General features: G+C 43.0%; 21 protein-coding genes. 10 read left to right on the forward strand and 11 right to left on the reverse strand.

The window, feature by feature from the left end; all coding sequences use genetic code 11:
• The first annotated feature begins 182 nt into the window (after nt 1-182).
• From DWB79_RS11135 to DWB79_RS11155, 5 genes are all read left to right on the forward strand, one after another.
• Nucleotides 183-1,388, forward strand: a complete 1,206-nt coding sequence (locus tag DWB79_RS11135) for a tetratricopeptide repeat protein (protein WP_016524144.1) — start codon at nt 183-185, stop codon at nt 1,386-1,388.
• A gap of 226 nt (nt 1,389-1,614) precedes the next feature.
• Entirely contained in the window at nt 1,615-2,373 is a 759-nt protein-coding gene (locus tag DWB79_RS11140; RefSeq protein WP_016524145.1) for a class I SAM-dependent methyltransferase, read from the forward strand.
• Between the two features lie 197 nt (nt 2,374-2,570).
• Nucleotides 2,571-3,488: an alpha/beta hydrolase gene (locus DWB79_RS11145; RefSeq protein WP_016524146.1), complete on the forward strand. Its 918-nt coding sequence runs from the start codon at nt 2,571-2,573 to the stop codon at nt 3,486-3,488.
• Nucleotides 3,489-3,495: 7 nt separating this feature from the next.
• Nucleotides 3,496-3,993 (forward strand): GNAT family N-acetyltransferase, encoded by a 498-nt coding sequence (locus tag DWB79_RS11150; protein WP_016524147.1) that lies wholly within the window; start codon nt 3,496-3,498, stop codon nt 3,991-3,993.
• 14 nt (nt 3,994-4,007) lie between these two features.
• Nucleotides 4,008-4,379, forward strand: coding sequence for a nuclear transport factor 2-like protein (locus DWB79_RS11155; RefSeq protein WP_016524148.1), 372 nt, complete (start codon nt 4,008-4,010; stop codon nt 4,377-4,379).
• A gap of 74 nt (nt 4,380-4,453) precedes the next feature.
• On the opposite strand, the gene DWB79_RS11160 is transcribed toward DWB79_RS11155, so the two are convergent.
• Together DWB79_RS11160 and DWB79_RS11165 are read right to left on the reverse strand one after the other, a co-directional pair.
• Nucleotides 4,454-5,800 (reverse strand): MATE family efflux transporter, encoded by a 1,347-nt coding sequence (locus DWB79_RS11160; RefSeq protein WP_016524149.1) that lies wholly within the window; start codon nt 5,798-5,800, stop codon nt 4,454-4,456.
• A gap of 45 nt (nt 5,801-5,845) precedes the next feature.
• The gene (locus DWB79_RS11165; RefSeq protein WP_040859245.1) at nt 5,846-6,439 is read right to left on the reverse strand and encodes a TetR/AcrR family transcriptional regulator; all 594 of its coding nucleotides are present in this window, start codon (nt 6,437-6,439) and stop codon (nt 5,846-5,848) included.
• 231 nt (nt 6,440-6,670) lie between these two features.
• Here DWB79_RS11165 and DWB79_RS11170 point away from each other — a divergent pair, with 231 nt between their 5' ends.
• The 4 genes from DWB79_RS11170 (at nt 6,671) to DWB79_RS11185 (ending at nt 9,717) form a co-directional block, all read left to right on the forward strand.
• Nucleotides 6,671-7,060: a VOC family protein gene (locus tag DWB79_RS11170; protein WP_245541327.1), complete on the forward strand. Its 390-nt coding sequence runs from the start codon at nt 6,671-6,673 to the stop codon at nt 7,058-7,060.
• Nucleotides 7,061-7,205: 145 nt separating this feature from the next.
• On the forward strand, nt 7,206-7,526 hold the full coding sequence (locus DWB79_RS11175; RefSeq protein ID WP_016524152.1) for a TfoX/Sxy family protein: 321 nt from the start codon (nt 7,206-7,208) through the stop codon (nt 7,524-7,526).
• A gap of 168 nt (nt 7,527-7,694) precedes the next feature.
• Nucleotides 7,695-7,955, forward strand: coding sequence for a type II toxin-antitoxin system RelB/DinJ family antitoxin (locus tag DWB79_RS11180; RefSeq protein ID WP_016524153.1), 261 nt, complete (start codon nt 7,695-7,697; stop codon nt 7,953-7,955).
• 136 nt (nt 7,956-8,091) lie between these two features.
• The gene (locus DWB79_RS11185; protein ID WP_016524154.1) at nt 8,092-9,717 is read left to right on the forward strand and encodes an ATP-binding cassette domain-containing protein; all 1,626 of its coding nucleotides are present in this window, start codon (nt 8,092-8,094) and stop codon (nt 9,715-9,717) included.
• Here the strand turns inward: DWB79_RS11185 and DWB79_RS11190 are convergent.
• From DWB79_RS11190 to DWB79_RS11230, 9 genes are all read right to left on the reverse strand, one after another.
• Nucleotides 9,672-10,889, reverse strand: coding sequence for an ABC transporter permease (locus DWB79_RS11190; RefSeq protein WP_016524155.1), 1,218 nt, complete (start codon nt 10,887-10,889; stop codon nt 9,672-9,674). The genes DWB79_RS11185 and DWB79_RS11190 overlap by 46 nt on opposite strands.
• A 5-nt stretch (nt 10,890-10,894) precedes the next feature.
• Nucleotides 10,895-11,380 (reverse strand): FMN-binding protein, encoded by a 486-nt coding sequence (locus DWB79_RS11195; protein WP_016524156.1) that lies wholly within the window; start codon nt 11,378-11,380, stop codon nt 10,895-10,897.
• A 180-nt stretch (nt 11,381-11,560) separates the two neighbouring features.
• A complete protein-coding gene (locus tag DWB79_RS11200) occupies nt 11,561-12,763 on the reverse strand; it encodes an ATP-binding protein (RefSeq protein ID WP_016524157.1) in 1,203 nt (400 codons plus the stop codon).
• A 111-nt stretch (nt 12,764-12,874) separates the two neighbouring features.
• Nucleotides 12,875-13,561, reverse strand: coding sequence for an ABC transporter ATP-binding protein (locus DWB79_RS11205; protein WP_016524158.1), 687 nt, complete (start codon nt 13,559-13,561; stop codon nt 12,875-12,877).
• A gap of 14 nt (nt 13,562-13,575) precedes the next feature.
• Nucleotides 13,576-14,712, reverse strand: a complete 1,137-nt coding sequence (locus tag DWB79_RS11210; protein WP_016524159.1) for an ABC transporter permease — start codon at nt 14,710-14,712, stop codon at nt 13,576-13,578.
• Nucleotides 14,713-14,757: 45 nt separating this feature from the next.
• A complete protein-coding gene (locus DWB79_RS11215; protein WP_016524160.1) occupies nt 14,758-16,035 on the reverse strand; it encodes an ABC transporter permease in 1,278 nt (425 codons plus the stop codon).
• 30 nt (nt 16,036-16,065) lie between these two features.
• Nucleotides 16,066-17,199 carry a Fe-S-containing protein gene (locus DWB79_RS11220; protein ID WP_016524161.1) on the reverse strand — a complete coding sequence of 378 codons (1,134 nt, stop codon included), beginning with the start codon at nt 17,197-17,199 and terminating at the stop codon, nt 16,066-16,068.
• Between the two features lie 365 nt (nt 17,200-17,564).
• Nucleotides 17,565-18,188 (reverse strand): iron transporter, encoded by a 624-nt coding sequence (locus DWB79_RS11225; protein ID WP_016524162.1) that lies wholly within the window; start codon nt 18,186-18,188, stop codon nt 17,565-17,567.
• Nucleotides 18,189-18,345: 157 nt separating this feature from the next.
• Nucleotides 18,346-19,644, reverse strand: a complete 1,299-nt coding sequence (locus tag DWB79_RS11230) for an FTR1 family iron permease (RefSeq protein WP_016524163.1) — start codon at nt 19,642-19,644, stop codon at nt 18,346-18,348.
• Between the two features lie 136 nt (nt 19,645-19,780).
• Here DWB79_RS11230 and alr point away from each other — a divergent pair, with 136 nt between their 5' ends.
• Nucleotides 19,781-20,905, forward strand: coding sequence for an alanine racemase (gene alr / locus DWB79_RS11235; RefSeq protein ID WP_040859730.1), 1,125 nt, complete (start codon nt 19,781-19,783; stop codon nt 20,903-20,905).
• Nucleotides 20,906-20,991 lie beyond the last annotated feature (86 nt).

Consider the following 20,991-nt stretch of genomic DNA (forward strand, 5'->3'; position numbering starts at 1 on the left):
TTACGGAGAGGTGGTTTTAATAGACTTATTAATCAACATAATTAATAAGCATTAAGATGGCACTTTCCATTTAAATCTTTTAAAATTACAAATCTCTAGTTACGGATAGCTGATTCATGCGGAGATTTAATAGTAAGCGCTCTGCGCCGTAACTAAATGAATGATTACAAAGGAGAGTTATTATGAAAAGATTTATTGTGGCGATTTTTGTGTTGTTGTGCGCTGTAGGCGTTTTTGCGCACAAAAGTCCGTATGACGGAGCCTCGTCGGATACTCAAATCTTACTCAAAAAAGCGGATGAGCTTATTCAACAGGAGCAATATGAATCGGCGTTCGGCACCCTCAGTGACGACAGCAACGAATTCATACTTGCAAAAAAAATAGAAATTGCAATCAATTATTTTGCTCAAAGTATAATGCACCAAATGTTCGCATTTAAAAATCTTAAAAAAGGGGAAACGCTCTACGATGTACGAACGGGAACGGGATCGTATTCGATGGTGATGTTCGACCCGGTTAAAGCTGTCGAAGAATATGAAAAGAAAAACGGTGAAAAGCCCATTTTGAATTACGCACTCGGCTTGTATTACGACGATGTTCTTTTACGCTATGGATATCAATGGCTTTTGAGCGAAAAAGAACTTACGCAAAAGACAATCGATCGCCTGCAAAAGGCCATAAATCAGGATTGCTGTGATGCGTACTCGTTAAGCGTACTTGCACTTGCGTATTATAAGAACGGTGATTTAACAAATGCCGAAAAAATATATAACAAGAAAATCGAATCGGGTTTTGAACCTTCTGTAAATGATTTTTTTAACCTTGGTACGATATATTTACAAAAAAAGAATTTCGCTTTGGCACTGCACTATGCGGAAAAAAGTATTGAAGGATATAAAAACGATCCTGAATATCAGTCGGACGCATACATTGTTTGCATTGACAGCTGTCTTGGACTACACGATTATAAAAAGGCAGGGAGCTTTCTTAAAACAGCTCAAAAACATTTCCCGAAAGATTACAGAATCATACAAAAAACAATCGCTTTGTATGCAATGCAAAAGAATAAACCAGAAGCTTTAAAAGCTGCCAAAAACCTGTTTGCTTTTGCACCTGAAAATCCCGCCGTCTCACAAATGATTATAAAAGAATATTTTAATGCAGGTACGGAAAAATGGCTGCCGGATTTTTTTGACGATTGTTTAAAAACATATTCTAAACAGAGCAAAGCGCGGCAAAATCTATTGTATCATTACGCATATACGTTGTACGAGCTCAACGATAAAGAAAAAGCATCTAAAATGGCAAAAGATGCAAAAGCGGAATTTATAAAAAATGGAGAACTTACTGCGGAAATTGAAAAAGCCTTAGATTCGTTCGGAAAATAACAGACATACTGTATAATTGAAAACGAAATAAAACATTATAAATGGGCACCTCTAAAAACTCGGTTAGATTTGCTTCGCATCCTTCGGAATAGAGGTGCCCGTCGAGTTTTAATTTAAGTCCTTATAATATAATGACTTAAATTAAAACATCGCAAGTTACATCTAAAGAAAACTTTTAAAAACTGAAGTTTTTAGAAGTTCCCAAATAAATAAACAAGGAAAATTTATGAACACACATCAAAATTATCAGGATGCAAATGCGGCGGTGATCGACCGTTGGATTACTGAAGGCTGGGAATGGGGTAAGCCAGTTGATCACGAAACGTATATCAATGCACAAAACGGACAATGGTCTGTAGTATTGACGCCGACAAAAGCGGTACCGCATAAATGGTTCGGTGATTTAAAAGGGAAAAAGCTGTTAGGACTTGCGTCGGGAGGCGGTCAGCAAATGCCGATTTTTACCGCAGCCGGAGCGGAATGCACGGTGCTTGACTACTCTGAAAAACAGCTTGAATCTGAGCGAGTTGTTGCCGAACGAGAAGGTTATCGAATTAACATTATACGTGCAGATATGTCAAAACCGCTGCCCTTTGCCGATGCATCCTTCGATATTATTTTCCATCCGGTAAGCAACTGCTATATCGAAAAAGTTGAACCGGTGTTTTTGGAATGTTTTCGTATACTCAAAAAAGGCGGCGTGTTACTGTGCGGACTTGATACAGGGATCAATTATATTGTCGATCAAAAAGAAGAGAAAATTATCAACGCACTTCCGTTTAATCCGCTCGTTTACGAATCGCACCGCAAACAGCTTGAAGAAGCGGACAGCGGTTGGCAATTTTCTCATACAGTAAGCGAACAAATCGGCGGACAGCTACGCGCAGGTTTCACGCTCACCGATATATACGAAGACACGAACGGAGAAGGACGCTTGCACGAATTGCATATCCCGTCATTCATTGCAACGCGGACAGTGAAGTAATTTGTAATTAAATGAAAGGCTTTTGAAAAACTACTGAAAAAAAACAGTAATTTTTTTCGGCGTTAAGTTAATTGGAAACATTAGAGAAGAATCTTACGGCAAGTTGCTCGCCTTCGAAAACCTCGACGGGCATTGATTGGACTTTTTTGAAAATAAAAAGGCTTGAAATACGGAGCTGTTGAATCAAGGAGAATGGTATGTATACAAACGATGAAACATGGCAAAAACTTCAAATGTTTTTGCCTGAACGCAACAGGATAAGCATTTCATGCGCTCCTTCCGAAATGTTCAGCACATTCGACAGGACGAACATCCATCTCGACGTATACAACGAACATAGCAACAACGGTGTTACGCTCGTGCTGTTCCACGGTGTCGGCGGGAACGGCCGGCTCCTGTCGTTTATTGCAGCTCCTCTGGCAAAGCGCGGCTATAAGGTTGTCTGTCCGGATTTGCCGGGGTACGGCTATACCGAATACGAGGGCATACCGTCTTATAAAACATGGATCGATACCGGTGTGCACATTGTACGACAGGAATTGCTACACTCGAAAAAGCTTTTTGTGCTGGGGTTGAGTGCAGGCGGCATGCTCGCATACAACATCGCTTGCTTAGCTCATGGTGTTTCCGGCGTCATCGTTACCACCCTGTTAGATAATCGCTTAAAGCCGGTGCGTAACTATTCGGCAAAAAACAAATTGCAGGCGCGTATCGCTTTGCCGCTTTTACGTTTTATACCGAAGCAGATAAGGCACTTAAAAATTCCGGTAAAGGCGGTAACGAATATGAAAGCAATCGTCAACAACGACCGGGTACTTTCTTTGTTGCTGCATGATAAACGAGGCTCAGGATCTTCCGTGCATCTTGGTTTGTTATGTTCGATGATGGAAAGCATTCCTGCCGTAGAGCCTGAAGCATTTGAAATTCCGCTTTTGCTTTGTCATCCTGAAAAAGATCGCTGGACACCCGAATGGATAAGCCGCCTTTTTTTTGATCGCGTACGGAGTCCAAAAGAACTGTGCACACTTAAAAACGCGGGGCATTTTCCGATTGAACAGCCGGGTATTACACAGCTTGAAGAATCCGTTGTGTCGTTTATAAAAAAATATTATTGAGGTGATCATGGTATTAAGAAAATATGAAGCGCAAGATTCAAAAATCATTTGCAGCTGGATTAAAGATACAAAGCAGCTTTATCAATGGTCTGCCGACAGAATAGGGCGGTTTCCACTGAATGGCAATGAGTTAAATGAATACTATGGTTCGATGAACGGTACACAGCCTATCATTCCTCTTTGTGCCATTGACGGATGCAGCGTAATCGGTCATTTGTTTATCCGATACCCAAATAAAGACGATAAAACGCTCGTGCGATTCGGGTTTATTATACTTTCGCCTGAAAGCAGAGGAAAGGGAAACGGAAAGAAAATGGTAGAGCTTGCAATAGAATATGCAAAGACCGTTTTGTATGCTTCAAAAATAACATTGGCGGTGTTTACAAATAATGAGCGTGCACGGCATTGTTATGAAGCCACCGGTTTTCAACCAACAGAAAAAGTTATAACCTATATGATGCCGGATGGCGCATGGGAATGTATTGAAATGGAATTGAATATCTAACTTTGAGGTCGGTTATGAACATACAAGATTTTTTGAACGCAGTATTAAAACAGGATGCCGAGCGCTTACGCACTTACTTTTCCGATTCCGCATATATCAACTGGCATTGTACCAATGAGCATTTCACGGTTGAAGAATACATACAAGCAAATTGCGAGTATCCGGGAACATGGGACGGAACAATCGAAAGAATAGAACAAATCGGTAATCTAATCATCACCGCTGTCAACGTATACAGTGTCGATAGAACAAGTTCTTTTCACGTGGTATCATTTATAAAATTAAAAGACGATAAAATCATTGCGATGGATGAATATTGGGGCGATGATGGAACTCCACCTCTGTGGAGATTGGAGAAAGGGCTTGGGAGAAAAATACATATCTAATGGCTCATTCTTTGCAGCCCTCATTGAGTATCATCTCCCATAAAAAGTTCATTATTTTACGGTTAAGGAATCCCTTAAGCGGCTTTCTTTTCCATTTTTCTCATTACGTTACGCATTAAAAACAATCCGGCTATAATCATTGTAAAATCTACAATAGGTTCCGCCCACCAAACAGCTGCCGCTCCGAATAATTGCGGAAACAGAAGTATCGCCGGAACAAATAATACCAATTGTCGCAACAGTACAATGATCCCTGCTTTTTTACCATCTCCAATGGATTGGAAAAAGGTCAGTGTCATAATCATAATTCCATATAAAATAAATGTGGAATAAAACATCTTAAAGTTTTTAACACCGGCTTCAATAATCTCATGTCTTACACTGAATAACGACAGTAGTGTATCGGAACAAAACATTGACGGTATCCACGAAGCAGCCGCAAGAATAGTTGCTCCATACATAAAAATCTTCATCGTATCTTGTACTCGCCCGTATTGTTTTGCACCGAAATTTGCTCCTATAACAGGCTGCAATCCTTGACTCATTCCCCACAACGGAATAAATGAAAACATATATAATCTCATTGTTGCAGACATCAAAATTCCCCAGTTATCTCCGCCATATACAAAGGCTTGCTTAAATAAAAATGTTTGCTGCACCGCAAATAAAATTTGCATCATCATTGCCGAACTGCCGATACTAAACATTTCACGGTAAATTGCTTTGTACTTTTTGACTTTATGGATTTTCACAAATGAACTCTTCTTTGAAAAATAGTGAAATGTTAATAAAGCTTGTACGATCTGAGATAATACGGTTGCGATAGCAGCTCCTTCAATAGCATATTCTCCCATGAGCTTCATAAGAATAGGGTCTAAAATAATGTTGAGTATGGCTCCCGTTCCCATAATCATCATTGATTGTTTTAATGCTCCTTCGCCGCGCATTGTCATATTACCCGCTTGAGCGAAATTAACAAAGAGAGATCCAAAGAACACAACCCGCAAATATCTCACCCCCAGCTCTTTAATATTTCCTTTAGCGCCAACCATGTCTAAAAAATGAGGTGCGAATATCAAACCTGCTATTGTGATAATTGCAGAGAATAAAATAACCCAATAACAAAAATTGCCGAATATTTTATCTATTGTTTCTTTATCACCCTTACCGATAGCTCGTGATACTATCGATGCACTGCCTACGCCTATCAAAGCCGATATTCCGCCATTTATAATTGTCAAGGACATAGATACACTAATTGCTGACATCGCATAGTCCCCAATCAGCCGCCCTGCAAATATCCCATCCATAAACGGATACAGACCGATAACAACCATTCCAATAATTCCCGGAACGGCTAACTTAAACAGTAATTCTTTAGGACTTTTAGTTAATAGCTGTGTTTTCATATCTTGTTTCATTGCAATTTACCTCTTAAAATATTATTTTCAAATATCCCTATTGGTTTAGTTATTTTCTTCAAGATCAATAATGTATTGTATCATTGTTTCTTTTATATACTTCTTATGAGCGTCAAAAGAATTCCGTGCATTAAGCACTTCCGAACTCACTATTAAACTATTAATGTAATGAACTAAAAAGCCATCCTTAAAAATATGTGCCGTAATTCCCAGTTTCTTTGCAATGAGATCAAGTTCTTTAGTTGTATGCAATTTTAGTTCTTGATATAAATCTTCCAAATCCTGATTATAGTTTTTTGCTTGCAAAAGAAGTGCGTACAGTTTCATTAAATCGGTTTTCGCTAATGCCTTACTTGTTAAAATATCACCCATTTGCTGATATTTATCTTTGCTCCGATTATGCGCTAAATATTCAGTTATCAAGCTATTTCTGTATTCATTTCCATCAAGCATTAAGTCTTTCAGCATTTCAGTTGTACTTGCATAATGATGATACACGCCGCCTCTACTCATACCTATTTCCGTAATGATATCTTCCATTGTTGTATTCTGAAAACCTTTATCTAAAAAGCATCTTTTTGCGGCTTCCCGAATTTCTCTTTTTCTTATCTGTCCTACTTTTTGTTTTTCTTCTTTCAACAAAGTTTCCTCCCCATTTTTATATTAAGATAAAAACCGACAATAATGTCGGTTTTTAATATAGCGTTATTATTAAGTAATGTCAAGTAAAAAAACGTTTTTGCAAACAGCGCAAAATGAACAGTATAGACAAATAATGGTTAAAAACAGTAGACTGAGGAAATCAGCAATTTGAAATGTATGGAGTGAAAAATGAATAAAATAACATGTATTTGTTTAGGCGTGCGAAATATGGAAAAAGCATTAAAATTTTACAGAGACGGGTTGGGATATAAGACAGACTGTAAAGAAGATAATCCATCGGTATGCTTTTTTAATACACCGGGAACAAAATTTGAACTTTTCCCTTTGGATTCATTGGCAAAAGATATTAATGAAAATAATCCGCCGACAGGAACCGGCTTTTCAGGAATTACATTGACATACAATGTGAAAAACAAAGAAGATGTAGATAGCGTTATTGAGTTGGTAAGAAAAGCCGGAGGAACTATTGTTAAAGAGCCGCAAAAAGTATTTTGGGGCGGATATCATGCATATTTTTCCGATTTAGATGGATACTATTGGGAAGTATCTTGGGGACCCAATTTTCAATTTGACGAAGATGGCCTATTGAAATTTTAGAGCGAATAGAATAGACCTATTCGATAACTGCGTTTTCGAATAGGTCGACGAGTTCTAAATCGCACAAATAGCACGATTTAGAACATCGCAGTTCAAGGTAACCTGTTCAGAAACGGAAGTTTCCGAACAGGTTTAATGGATAATTATGGCATCGAGTAAAACATATTTAGACTTCATTTTGGAGCAGTTATCGGAATTGCAAGGCATACGCTATCGCGCAATGATGGGAGAATTTATCATTTACTATCGAGATAAAATTGTGGGCGGTATCTACGATGACCGCTTACTGGTAAAAGCGGTTCCGGCGGCAATTGCGTATATGCCGAATGCTTCCTACGAATTGCCGTATCAAGGCGCAAAAGAAATGCTTTTAGTAGACGAAGTTGATGACAAAGCATTTATAACGGGCTTGTTTAATGCAATGTATGATGAATTACCGGCGCCGAAAATGAAGAAGAAAAGATAAAAAGTGTGCGGTATTTATACTATGGAGCTGCTCCACATTAAGTTTTAGACTGAAAGTGATGTTAAAAATAATCAACACCCTCTCCGCACGAATAAATCAAATTTTTAACAGACAAGATACTTGATTTTTAGAAGCTCATGTATTACGCTGTAGTAAGAGGTATTATAAATGACTACAATATCAGCAAAAATTACACAGAGCGATAAAATAAGTTTTGAACGAATCTGTGATTCTATGGGAATCAATATTTCTTCGGCTATCAATTCTTTTGTAAAGGCCACGATTCGGGAAAATGGCCTGCCCTTTGCACTGAAAGCATCCGAGGATCCGTATATTTATTCGGAAGAAAATATGAAATATTTGCGTAAAAGTATACATCAGATTGAAACCGGAAAATATCAAATTCATGAACTGAAGGAAACTGATTGATGGTAAAGGTTTGGTCTGATAAATTATATATTGTTCAGTGCGGTACACATTATCATCAATAAAAAAATCGTAAGGCATCGGTAATTATGGCATCGAGTAAAACATATTTAGATTTTATTTTGGAGCAGTTCTCGGAATGATAACACTACAAGATATTTCTTTTTCATATCCGGATTCTGCGGAGATATTATTCGACGGATTCTCCGCAGCGCTTGGAGGAGCATCCCATTGGACATGTATTACCGGTGCAAACGGCTGCGGAAAAACGACATTACTCAAATTAATCGCAGGGATGCTACCGCCGCTTTCAGGGATAATTAAATGCGAATCGGCAGTATACTGTGCGCAAAACAGTACGGAACTGCCCGATACTGCGTATACATTGTTCTGGGATGCGGATAACGAAGTGCGTCGCTTTTTCTCGCTGCTTAATATTACGGCAAAACAGCTTGAACGCTGGGAAACACTTTCGGGCGGAGAAAAGAAGCGGCTGCAAATTGCCTGTGCTTTAGCGGAGCGTCCTTCGGTTCTGCTGCTTGACGAACCGACCAATCACTTGGATGCCGTTTCAAAAGAGCTCATTATAAATGCCTTAAAACTGTTTACCGGCACAGGGCTCATTGTCAGTCATGACCGCGCCTTTGCCGATTCATTGTGTACCGCTACCTTCTACTTATATCGGGAATCGGCAGCATTCGCAGACGGAGCCGATTCAATCAGAGGTAAGCTCTATGCTGCGAATGTAAGTACAGCGCTTGAACTTTGGGACACAGAGCGAGCTTCCTGCCTTTCGGAATGGCATAAAGCGGATGCAGGGGTTTCAAAAGCAAAAGCACTTTCAGATATGTGGCAGCGCGAGGCAGAACATTCTAAGAACCGCCTGAGGAATGTGTACGGCGGCAAAGACCACGATGCAGCACAAAAAATTCGCCTTGCCATTGTTACCGGTAAAGACCGTACGCCGGGCATCGTAAAAAAATGTTTTGACAGCCGCCGTGAACAAGCTGAAAAACGCCGCGATGCTCAAGCAAAACCGCTGAACCGTAAGGAAGGGTTTTCTCCGGCGCAAGCAGACACGTCAGTGTTCACTCCGAAGGTACTCATACACCTGCCGCCGCAAATCATCACTGCAGGAGAAGATGGCAGTTATACCTTGCAGATTCCCGAATTGACGGTGCAAAAGCAGTCCCGCATTGCACTGACGGGAGCCAACGGAACAGGAAAGACATTGCTTGCACATACAATATTAAACCGGATACGGGAAGCTGATCTGCAAAAGAAAAGCGATGGAGAAAGTCTTTCATTTTATCTGCCGCAGGAAATTCCGAAAGCAGAAGAACAAGCAGTATTAGCACACTTCTTCTCGCTTGATAAAGAACTGCGAAGTGAAATTCTTTCTACGGTGTACCGCATGGGATCGAATCCCAAAGCGCTGCTTACCTTTACTGACAGCAAGCGGATCAGTCCCGGCGAACTCCGCAAGCTCATGATTGCACTTGCAATGTCAAACCCACTCAAAGTTCTTATTTTGGACGAACCGACCAATCACTTGGATATTCTTTCCGCCAGACTTCTCGAAACTGCCCTTGCAAAAATATCATGCGCACTCATTATCATCAGCCATGACAGTGTTTTCCTGCAAAATTGCAACTGCACGGAATTGTGGCAGATTATCAAAACCGGCAGTTGCGGAATGTTGGAACGGATAGATAATCCCTATCCTTGCAGCTGTAACGCAGGCTCTTGCTTGGTAAATCCGTGAATGGTTTTGAGTGCGGCAAGCGGGCCGATAACCGAAATAACCGATAAGGTTAAAAGGGCGCACAACAGTATCCACAAAACCGGCGGCGTAAGAAAGGGCATTTTAAGACCGGCGATAATTGCCTGATTAAACAAGAGCACAATTAAGCAGGACAGTACCGTTCCAATTCCCGCACCTGATGCACTGATGATAAACGCTTCGGCAGAAGCAAGCTGCGCAAGTTTTTTATTTGTACCGCCGATAATCCGCAGCATTCCGAATTCTTCTTTCCGCTCATGGAATATCGAAGAAAACGACACCGCAAGTACAATGAATGACAACAGCCAGAGCAGCGCAAGCAGCACATAAATATACACATTGAGGTTTGCAATACTTGCAGAAATATTGGTCATCATCCGTTTGGAAATAAGAGGATATATCTGTTCGCCTTCAAACTCAGCGAGGATACGCTTAGCAACCGTTTTGACATCGGCATTCGGTTTTATCCGCACCATAACGCTGGAGATGAGATCTTCATCCTGTGCAACCGGATGTTCCATAATCCGCTCATATTCTTTTGCAAGCCGCTTTGCATTTTCAATTGTCATAAACACGGAATTGTCGAAGCCCATACCGGTTTTTGCGAGCCGCCCCGTAATCACAAAAGGCTGATTAAAGAACTTAACCTCGGAATGCGTATCCCCGACGATGTTACTGCCCACGACAATCTGGTTATCGGTAAGCGGTAACCGAATCTGTTTTTCGAGCCACGGCTTGATATTAAAATCGGAATCAAAGTCGATGCCGATTACCTGCAACGGAAACGAACAGCATCCGGCGGAAAGGGTTGCGATAAAAAGCTGCGGAGAAGCGAGATCAACACCTTCAATCTTTTTAAGGCGGTCTACGACCTCGGACTTAAAGTAAAAGCTGTTCGGTTCACCCCGCAGCAGTGCGCTTTCGATTTTTGAATCATACCCCTGCGGTACGACAATGATGTCTGCACCCAGCCGGTTCGACAGCGACTGCATTCCGCCGTTCAAACTCTTGACCAAAAAGCTGCCTGCAAAAAGACTGAACGCCAGCACCGCGGTCAGCACAATCAAACTCACCGTCCTAAACGGCTTGCGTTTAAGGTTCTGTTTCGCAAGTTCGATAACCGTTAATTTTTTGACCGGTTCGGAATCTGCCATCGTTACTACTCCGCCTTCGCCTGTTTAAGCGCAATACCGACTACGTTCTCAAACAGTTCATAAGATACGGTCGCGCCGGCAATCGCATCCACTTTATCAAGCTGTTGCGTTTCAACCAGTTTCGGTCCGTACTTTTCGGCATTCTTAATTGCGTTCTGCGCAATTTTGTATAAACCGGCATTCTTAATCACTCCGTCGGTTTTGCCGTAGTCCTCGCCTTTCAGCGTTCCGTCCTTCTCGTAGGATAGAAATTCACAGTCAGTAATTTTACCGTCTTTAATCGTTATCGTTACCTCGGCATTTCCGCCCCAATCGTCTTTAATACCGGAAACCGCTTTGTAAATGCCGTCTTTATACCGTACCTCAGTCTGCGTTTCCTGTGCCGATTGTCCGGTCTGCTGCGCCGTCCCTTCATTTTTACTACACCCTGCAAAACAAAACGCCGCAAGTGCCAATGTAATTGTGAATATACGCAAAGATATTTTTTCCATTTTCCGCTCCTTGGTGATTTACGTATGGATCAGTTTTATTATAAATTCCGCACTACATTATCTCTATAGATATTTAATCATAAATGTAGCAACTACTCCAGTAATGAGTACAATTACACATTACCAATTAATATATTGCACTATAGTACGTTTTCTTGAAGATTTCAACTTTCCGATGTTCTATGTATCCGCCCTCAGCCAATCCGCTATATCAACAATACGGACACCTTCATATTGATATTGTTCATGCCGTGTCCGCGCAATGATCATCTTAGGGTAGGCGTCTTTTATTTGAAAAAGCGGAGCCGTTTCCCGTTCAAATGTTTGCTTATGTGTAATATCATCGCTGACTTGAATATACACTTTTTCATCATGCCGGATTGCAACAAAGTCAATTTCTTTTTTATAGAGTACTCCAGTATAGACTTCATAGCCGCGCCGCAGCAATTCTATCGCAACAATGTTTTCGTACATGCGCCCAAAGTCGAGGTTCTTTGTTCCGAGCTTTGCATATCTGAACGCATGGTCGCAAAGATAGTATTTGTCTTGACTTGCAAGATATTTTTTACCGCGAATATCATACCGGCGGACTTTATAGAATGCGTAGGCATTCGTAAGATACTGTAAGTATGATCCGATAGATTTATCATTCGTCTTTTCTTTATACGAGGTAAGAGTGTCTGCTAAACTCCTCGTAGAAACTTCGGATGAAATGTTATCCATCAGAAAATTCGCAAGCTTTTCCAATAATCCCGGATTTCTGATTTTATACTTTTGTCGTATATCCCGAACAATTAGCGTTTCAAAGACACTCGTAATATACGTATATTTTTCTTTTTCTTGTTGATACAGATAGCTGCCTGACATACCGCCTTGCCGTACAAATGCATCGAACGCTGCATAGATATCATTTTGTTCATCGTCAAAATAGGCAAGAAATTCATTAAACGAAAATGGCAGAACATGAATTTCAAATGTTCTACCCGTAAAGAGGGTTGCTAAATCACTTGAGAGCAAAAAAGCATTTGAACCGGTAATATAAATATGATATTTTTCGCTTGTATGCAGAGCGTTTATCGCTTTTTCAAAGCCGCGGCACATTTGCACTTCGTCAATAAAAAGAAAATTTTCTTTTTCCACCATAAAATGCTCTTCGATAAAATGATATAGAGCATGATACTCCGCAAGAGGTTCCGTCTCTAAGGCATTAAAATTAATTCTGATAATGTTGGCATTTTGAATATGCGCTGTTACATATTCGATAAACGATTCAAGGAGCTTTGATTTACCTGCACGACGAACACCGGTGATCACTTTTATATCCGGTGTTTGTACGGTTTGAATGAGCTGTGTTAAATACGAAAGTCTCGGAATAATTTTCATAGTTATAGTATAGCTTTTCTATTTCGCAAAATCAATATTTTTTCAATTTTGCGAAATAGAAAACTGTCAGTACGCATTTAGAACACTTCCGGTACGTTTTCCCTGCATATTTTATTTTTGCAGCATCGGTCGCGTTCTGCTCATCTTTTCAACGCGCGCGATTTTTCCGTGCTCAAGTACAACCATCCGTTCCGCCTGATCGGCAACCTCCGGATCGTGGGTAACGACGATAATGGTACTGCCGGTATTGTGCAGCTTTTCAAAAATCTCCATAACCAACCGCTCGTTTTTTTCATCGAGGTTGCCGGTCGGTTCGTCCGCAAGCAGGAGCTTAGGGTGATTGATGAGCGCGCGGGCAATACACACGCGCTGCTGCTCTCCGCCCGACAGCTGATTGGGCAGGTGCTTTGCCCGCTCCTTTAAGCCGACACTCGCAAGCGCTTCCATCGCCTCTTCTTCATCCGGCATACTGTGATAATACTGCGCCATCATCACATTCTCAAGCGCGGTAAGATAGTTGACGAGGTGGAATTGCTGAAAGACCAATCCGATGGTATCCCGCCTGACAACGGTTAATTCCTTTGAGGATAATTTTGAAATATCCTGCCCCGCCAAATCAATCTTACCGAGCGACGGCTTATCCATACAGCCGATGATGTTCATCAGCGTCGTCTTACCGGAACCGGACGGCCCCATAATCGACAGCCACTCGCCTTCTTCTACGTTTAAGTTTATGTTGTCTAAGGCTTTTAAGTCGCCGTAAATCTTTGAAATTCCGTTCAATGTTAAAATATCCATATAATCCTCCTTTGCTACTCCCCGCGTAAAACCAAAGCGGGGTCGATGTCTACCGTGGCGCGTACCGGGAATAAACAGGAAACAATCGTGATGATAATCGAGGCAATGACCGTAAACGGCGCGAGCTGCACCGGAAACGAAACCTCGCGGGCGAATACGCTGATACTCACGTTGTCCGCAAACACATAGCCTAATACCACGCCCAAGATACCGCCAATCAATCCGAGCATCACCGCTTCGCCCATAAAGTCTTTCACGACGCTGCTATTCGAAGCGCCGAGCGCTTTTTTCAAACCGATTTCTTTTCTGCGTTCTGCGACAACCGCCATCATCGTCGTCGTTACGCAAATCATCGTTAAGAACAACACGATGATGGTAACAATCCACACGAGTGCCTGCAGTTTGCTCAAAACCACATCCTGAGATTCCGTTACACGCTTTACGAGCCGCGGCGTAATACCGTTCACCTGCTTCGACACGGTGTCGGCTATCGATTTAAGGTATTCCTGATTGCCGTCGATGCTGCATTCAATAACATCAAACTGATCATCGTACCCGATAATACCTTTGATATCCTCAAGGCTCATAAAGATAAATTCTTCTTCTACGCCGCCGGTGGTAACAATGCCCGACACCGTACATTCGTTGACGGTAACATCGCCGTTCGGCTTCGGTGTATTGACGATAAAGGTATCGCCGACCGACAACTCGATATTGCGGCTTATTTCGTGCCCGATCAGCACTTCCTTTTTATTGTGCGGCCAATCCCCGCGAATAAGCCAATAGGGGCTATTGCTTTTTGCGCTTGCCAAATCCGTCGCGGCGATCATGTACGGCTGTTCGTTTACCTTTGCCGACTGGTAGATGTACGGCGCAAAACCGACCAGCTTCTCAGGGTCAATCACCTGCTTAATAGCGCCGATTTGCTCCTGCGTAATCTTGGATTCGCTTTCCGCCGGAAGGAATATCAAATTTGCGCCGTACGACCGGAACACCGTCCCCATCTGGCGCGGAATATCATAGTAAATAGTTAACAAACCCGACAGCACCGTAGAGCCGATTGCGATTGCCAACAACGCGACAAGCATCCGTGAACGGCGGCGTATCAGCGAGCTTGTAATCATCTTTAAATACATTCTATTTCTTGTCATAGCGTTTCACTCCCGTATCCGCTCTTTCCGCTTTCGACGTGCATTTTATTTTCCATGCAGCACCTCCGTAGGATTGAGCTTGAGTAAATACCGTACCGAAGGCAGACTGCCGAGCAGGGTGATAAGAAAGATGATAAGCACGACAATCGGAATCACCATCGGCGCAGGAGGAATAGCCGAACCGAATACGCTCCGTCCGATAATCTGCGTTAAACCCAATCCGGCAAAGTAGCCGATTGTTCCGCCGATTAAGCCGATAATCATAATCTCCGTCAGTACCGATACGGTAACCGCCGTGTTGCTCGCGCCGATCGCTTTCTTTAAACCGATTTCCGCGCGTCTATCCATCACGCTTGCCGTTACAAGGTTGGAAATTCCCAATGCGGAAGCGAGCAAGCTCAAAATTGTGATTAAGAGCATCAGCAGCGTTGTCTTATTTAAAATCGCCCCTTCGGATTCGGCGACCTGCCGCACCGGTTTTGCAACGGCATCGGTAATCACTTCCTGAATCTGATAGCAGATACTGCTGACATACGCGGTGCAGTACCATACCTCCATCTCTTTGATGGTTAAACTCAAAGGGTTCCGCGCGGCCTTTCGTGCGAGGTCGTTATCGGGCGTCGTAAGCGCACTTACCTCAATGCTTTCGCACACATCGGTTTTTCCTAACAGGCGCTGCGCCGTATGAAGGGGTGTAAAGATGTACTCATCCTCGTTGCTGCCCGAATTGAATATGCCGGAAACAGTCAACGATGCACTTCCGGCAGGGCCTGTTACTTCGATCACATCGCCGACATGAATAGCGTTTCTCCCCGCAAAGAGGCTGCCGATCATACAGGCGGAATCATCGGTATCGGAAGCCCATGTACCGGTTACTTCCCACCACGTTCGCATCCGCCGGATACCGGTAATAACTTCCTGTCCGGTGTGCAAGTCTATTTTATAATCGAACCATGTACCGGTCAGACGGACGGGCTTATTTTGGCCCTTATATTCAACGGACACGTTTAAAAACGGAGCATAGTCAACAACATTGTACGCCCAAAATATAGTCTTAATTTTATACAGCTCATCCTCGCGTAAATACTTTTTGGTACTCCCCGACTCTACTCCGTAAATATCATCGAGAAGCGAGGCCTCTTTATGCACGACATTGATATTCGCTCCGTAGGTTTTCAGCTCCTGATTTACCTTATCCCCTACTCCGAGCATCGTATTGAGCATTGCGCTTGAAAGACTCGCACCTAGCGCAATGGTAAACGCAATCATCGCCATCTTCCCTTTCTGACGGAAGAGGGAACCGGCTATCATTCTCCAAAACATAATTGCTATCGAACCTCCATCTGGATATTCCTATTTAAAGCGGTGCGCTTCCGCTTCAAGATCGGCTATCTTTATCTTGATCTTTTCATCGTGGATGATATACGCAACCGGCACAGGGTTACATCCGCCCGGGAAGCCGATAGTTCCCTTGTTCATCACGACATCGCAGAGTTTACAGATAACCTCCCCGTTCCGTTCAAAATATCCGGTAGGACCGCAGATATCGCACGCATCAAGTCCTACGCCATAAGAGCCTTCGCTCTTTTTAATGGCAATAAACCGGACTTCAATCCCCTGCTCCGAAGTATACGCATACCGGTGCAGCTTATCATCTTCCAATTCCGAAATAGGAATCATCGCCATACCGTCGGCAATCGTATAATTTTCCGGCGGCGAAAGCGGAACTTCTCGGTCGACATAGTGCCGCAACACAGACAGAGATAAAACCGAACCGATCAGCAAGACCAGCGAAAATTTCGCCCACCGGCGTGCGTTGCGCTTTTGCGCTTTCAGTTTCCGCAGTTCTGCATTGTTGTGATATGTTTCCGTAATTGTCCGGTTCTTCCGCCAGAGGATAATCGGCGGAATCATAATGAATAGGATAATTGCAAAGGTAAAGAAATTTCCATGGTTTACGACCGCGGCAATGAATGCAAAGATAAAGTCGTTGCGAGGAATAATCCCCAACGAATAGAGGCGCTGTAAAATAACAACTACTTGCGTAACACCGAAAATGCAAAGAGCTCCGGCAACCGATACCTTGAGTTCTATGGCCGATAATTTAATCAACGTTTTATAGATCGCTAAACCGGCGCACAGCATACACACAATACCGAGTACATAGCCTATCAGTCTGAATAAGACAATCGTACTTACTGCGCTCTCGCCGTAATTAACCAATGTGGTTGCCAGCATGATGATAACGGGAAGATAGTAAAACAGCATCGAGGCTGCATACAAGAAAATTGCCGCACTAAAAAGATTTTCATATATATGCGCTATCTTTCGTTTAAGATTGGGTGAAATAAAAAGCAGGATGAGTAAAAAGAGAAGTGCGATGGTAACAGGAACCATGCACCAAAAAGCGAAACGTGTTCTATTTATATAGTTGGGAATTGATCTAAGAATTGCTGAGACAATACTGCCGACAAAGCCCAGCAGCATACTTGCTAAAACGACAAGCCGTTTTTTTTTTCGGATTCTTCCGTTCTCTCGGACTCTTGAGTTTTAAATGAAGCAAATACAACGGCTAACACCAATGCAAAGGCGATACCTGCTTCAAAAACTCTTATATAAAATTTTAAGATGATACACCTCCAAGAAAAAACCGGCGGTAACCGCCACTCTTTCCCAAAATATACCTTTTAATAGAAGTATCTTGCAAAGAAAGAATAACGGTTACCGCTTAGTGTGGCAAAGCAGTTTCCAAAGCAACCTGTCCCAAAACGGAAGTTTCCAAACAGGTTGATTGTAAGGCATACCGATTAACTGTTTAAATGAACCGGCACCGCCTTAAAACTGCATACTGTTTACCACTGAGGTCCTTTCCATTCAAAATCTTTCCATTCGACAACGAGCGGTTCCGTCCAGAAACGGCCGGTAACACCGGTTTCTTTGTCAACGTGCAACAGGTAATCATTCCCCGGAGCTTTGATTTCGAATTTGACATTGTATTTGCCGAGACCTTCTTCGAACTTCATGTTTGCACCGTAGTGGGGGCCGTCATCGGCATTCATCGGCATAAATGCAACTTCCTGCACTTTGCTCGAGCCTTGCTTTTGAACATAAGCCTTAACATGAAGATACGGAACAAAGTCGCCCACGCCGTAACCAAGCACCTTACCCTCATCATTTGCGTGGATATCCGCTTCGATGTGGCAGTCAGCTTCGTTCTTGGAAAGGCTGTTTCCGGCAGGTTCCATGTCAACCGGCTGGAAGTAAACGCCACCGATGTGGAGCGGGCCTACATCCTGTTCGTCTCCGATTGGGAACTCATCAAAACCTGCAGCTTCTTCTTCAGTCGGTGCAGGAGCCGCAGCTTTTTGTTCTGCAGCGGGTTTTGCCATTTCCTGCTTTTGCGCAGGTTTTTCACATGATGCAAGCACAAAAGCGATTGCAATCAGTGCAAAAAGAAAAGATACGGTTTTCTTCATTTTGAAACTATCCTCCTATAAATATCTTTATTTTCTTTTTGTTTCACATTCATTACAGCCTTGCAGGACACCGGTTATTTTCCGCAATCCGGCAGCCCAAAAGCAGTTGTCATCGCCGATCTCAAAAACTTTGCTTTTGAGATCGCCCTATATCTTTTTACTTTTGCTCAATCTTCGCCTTTTCAGCTTCAATTTGAGCACGCTGTTGTTTATTCTTTTTTGCATATACAACAGACATTGTGATAATCACCGCAAGTACGATAATCTGCGGAATGAGACTTTCATACGTTGCATAAATACCGAGGAAGTCCATTTCAAAGCCCATCCACGGAATAACGGTCTTATTGACAACACCGGCAGCTTGCAGTTCCGACACACCTTTTCCGGTAAACGAAAAGCACATCGCATACATCAATATACTGGTAACCAAGAAGAAAGGTTTAAGCGGAAGACGCACGGTTAAGAACCTAAATACTAGGAACACCGCAATCAAAACAACCGCTGATAGCACAATCGCCAAGATCATTGCATTCCGGCCGCTCGTTCCATGAATGGGAACACCCTGGAAAAAGAGAATAAGCTCGGCGCCTTCACGCGCAACTGCAATAAAGGCCGCGAAAATTAAGACCCATTTATTTCCGGTAGAAACCGATGCTTCAACCTTCTTATGAATGTACCGTTCCCATGCTTCGGTTTCGGACTTTGAAAGCATCCAGTTACTGACATAGAACAACACGATAACTGCGACAAACATACCTATGCCTTCAAAAACTTCCTGAGCGATGCCGCTCTGAGCACCGGCAACAGCGCCGAACAAAAAGGCCAGCAGAATACTAACCAAGATACCGCCCAACGCACCGACATATACCGACATGATATATTTCTTTTTTCCCGTTTTTACAAGATAGGCGATAATAGCGGCGATAACAAGGATTGCTTCCAAGCCTTCGCGGAGTACCAATACAAAACAGGAAATAAACGTTGCAACAACTGCCGATTGAGCGGTATTTGCAGTCTCGCTGCCGCTTTCGTCCAACGTGCCGTCAAGCTCGGCTGCATCATGGTAAAGCATTGCAATAAGCTTATCTTTATGCGCTTTTACCATCTCGTTGTCTTTATCGCTGTATACATTTCGACGATATTCATAAAACGCATTTTCCACCGTTGTTTTACGGGCACCGGAAAGATATCCCATCGTTATCTTTTCCATCCCTTTAGATTCATAAAACCTAAAGTAGGCAACGTTCACTTCGTCATACGCTTCTTTGGATTTCCCTTGAGTATAAAGATCGTAGGCATTATTGAGGTGCACTTCCATCTTTTTTACAATTCCTGTCCACGAATCCAGCACCTCTTCGTCGTTTGCGGCATACAGTCCGCTAACCGGAATAAATATGAACGATAAAGCGAACAAAATTGCGGCAAAGGCATGTTTTTTATTCTGTGTAATATACATAAAGCCCTCAACTAATTAGCTAAAACTTACAAATATGCCGTTAGTATATCACTGATAAAAATAATGTCAAGGGTTAAACGCGGTTGACAAAAAATATAAATTGCAATTATTTGCCGTTTGCTGTACAATGCCGCCCATGCGTGCAACAAAAGCGATTATCCATCTGGATAATCTGAAACATAACATTACTCAAATCAAACAAACCCTCGCACCGGAAACAAAGATATGTTTACCGGTTAAAGCAGATGCTTACGGACACGGAGCCATACGAACAGCGATTGCAGCTATTCGTGCAGGAGTTTCCTACCTCGCTGTTGCTTCCGTGCAGGAAGGTATAGAGCTTCGAGAGGCAGGCATTGTCGCCCCGATTATTTCGCTCAGTCTGCCGATTTTAGAAGAAATAGATTCTATTATAGACTATAAACTGGAACCGCTTGTTATCGATGAGGAATTTATCAATGAACTCAACCGCGCGGCCGATGCGCAAAAGAAAACCGTTGCGGTGCATCTCAAAATAGATACCGGTATGAGCAGAATAGGCTGCAAACCGTCTGAAGCGGTAAAACTGGCGACCCAAATTGTGCGGGCAAAAAATTTGCGGCTGCAGGGTGTCGCAACGCATTTTGCCGTTGCGGATTCCGATTCCCAATCCGACCGCGCCTTTACAAAAGGTCAGCTGGAACGTTTTAGCGATGCCGTCGAAGCAATCAGACAGACAGGCATACACATCCCGCTCGTTCATGCCGCCAATTCAGGCGCGGTGCAGATGATGCCCGAAGCGCAGTTCGACATGGTGCGCCCCGGTCTCCTCGCCTACGGCTACCTGCCCATACAGGATACGGTAACGGCTATCGACGTAAAACCCGTTATGGAGCTGGTAACGCAGGTAGTGCTGATAAAGCAGATACGTGCAGGAACCTGCGTTTCCTACGGGCGCAATTGGACAGCCCCGCAGGATACCTATATCGCAACCCTTCCGATCGGATACGCGGACGGTTTACGTCGAGCGCTTTCGCCCGGACTAAAAGTACGCATCGGTAACGAATTCTTCCCGATTATCGGTAAAATATGTATGGATCAATGCATGATTGACCTCGGCGCGCACCCGTGGGTACAACGGTGGGACGAAGTGTGTATCTTCGGCCCAAATCCGCAGGACAACAGCGCACAAACGCTGGCAGACATTGCAGGCACTATTCCCTACGAAATCACCTGTGGCATCCACAAACGTGTTCCTCGTGTCTTTGTGAACGAAAGCTGATATATAATTAGGAACCTCTAAAAAACTGCAAACCTATCGACTTATTCTGTAAGGAAATGACTATCGCATCCGCTAACGCGGCTTGC

Origin of the sequence: Treponema medium (assembly GCF_017161265.1) — a bacterium.
GTDB lineage: Bacteria > Spirochaetota > Spirochaetia > Treponematales > Treponemataceae > Treponema > Treponema medium.

Excerpts from the sequence above, each read along its gene's own strand:
- DWB79_RS11155 (WP_016524148.1), top strand. The coding sequence starts at position 4,008 with ATGAACATACAAGATTTTTTGAACGCAGTATTAAAACAGGATGCCGAG.
- DWB79_RS11200 (WP_016524157.1), bottom strand. The coding sequence starts at position 12,763 with ATGAAAATTATTCCGAGACTTTCGTATTTAACACAGCTCATTCAAACC.
- DWB79_RS11185 (WP_016524154.1), top strand. The coding sequence starts at position 8,092 with ATGATAACACTACAAGATATTTCTTTTTCATATCCGGATTCTGCGGAG.
- DWB79_RS11145 (WP_016524146.1), top strand. The coding sequence starts at position 2,571 with ATGTATACAAACGATGAAACATGGCAAAAACTTCAAATGTTTTTGCCT.
- DWB79_RS11215 (WP_016524160.1), bottom strand. The coding sequence starts at position 16,035 with ATGTTTTGGAGAATGATAGCCGGTTCCCTCTTCCGTCAGAAAGGGAAG.
- DWB79_RS11150 (WP_016524147.1), top strand. The coding sequence starts at position 3,496 with ATGGTATTAAGAAAATATGAAGCGCAAGATTCAAAAATCATTTGCAGC.
- DWB79_RS11135 (WP_016524144.1), top strand. The coding sequence starts at position 183 with ATGAAAAGATTTATTGTGGCGATTTTTGTGTTGTTGTGCGCTGTAGGC.
- DWB79_RS11140 (WP_016524145.1), top strand. The coding sequence starts at position 1,615 with ATGAACACACATCAAAATTATCAGGATGCAAATGCGGCGGTGATCGAC.
- DWB79_RS11205 (WP_016524158.1), bottom strand. The coding sequence starts at position 13,561 with ATGGATATTTTAACATTGAACGGAATTTCAAAGATTTACGGCGACTTA.
- DWB79_RS11190 (WP_016524155.1), bottom strand. The coding sequence starts at position 10,889 with ATGGCAGATTCCGAACCGGTCAAAAAATTAACGGTTATCGAACTTGCG.
- DWB79_RS11230 (WP_016524163.1), bottom strand. The coding sequence starts at position 19,644 with ATGTATATTACACAGAATAAAAAACATGCCTTTGCCGCAATTTTGTTC.
- DWB79_RS11160 (WP_016524149.1), bottom strand. The coding sequence starts at position 5,800 with ATGAAACAAGATATGAAAACACAGCTATTAACTAAAAGTCCTAAAGAA.
- DWB79_RS11225 (WP_016524162.1), bottom strand. The coding sequence starts at position 18,188 with ATGAAGAAAACCGTATCTTTTCTTTTTGCACTGATTGCAATCGCTTTT.
- DWB79_RS11170 (WP_245541327.1), top strand. The coding sequence starts at position 6,671 with ATGGAAAAAGCATTAAAATTTTACAGAGACGGGTTGGGATATAAGACA.
- DWB79_RS11220 (WP_016524161.1), bottom strand. The coding sequence starts at position 17,199 with ATGCTGCTGGGCTTTGTCGGCAGTATTGTCTCAGCAATTCTTAGATCA.
- alr (WP_040859730.1), top strand. The coding sequence starts at position 19,781 with ATGCGTGCAACAAAAGCGATTATCCATCTGGATAATCTGAAACATAAC.
- DWB79_RS11210 (WP_016524159.1), bottom strand. The coding sequence starts at position 14,712 with ATGACAAGAAATAGAATGTATTTAAAGATGATTACAAGCTCGCTGATA.
- DWB79_RS11180 (WP_016524153.1), top strand. The coding sequence starts at position 7,695 with ATGACTACAATATCAGCAAAAATTACACAGAGCGATAAAATAAGTTTT.
- DWB79_RS11175 (WP_016524152.1), top strand. The coding sequence starts at position 7,206 with ATGGCATCGAGTAAAACATATTTAGACTTCATTTTGGAGCAGTTATCG.
- DWB79_RS11195 (WP_016524156.1), bottom strand. The coding sequence starts at position 11,380 with ATGGAAAAAATATCTTTGCGTATATTCACAATTACATTGGCACTTGCG.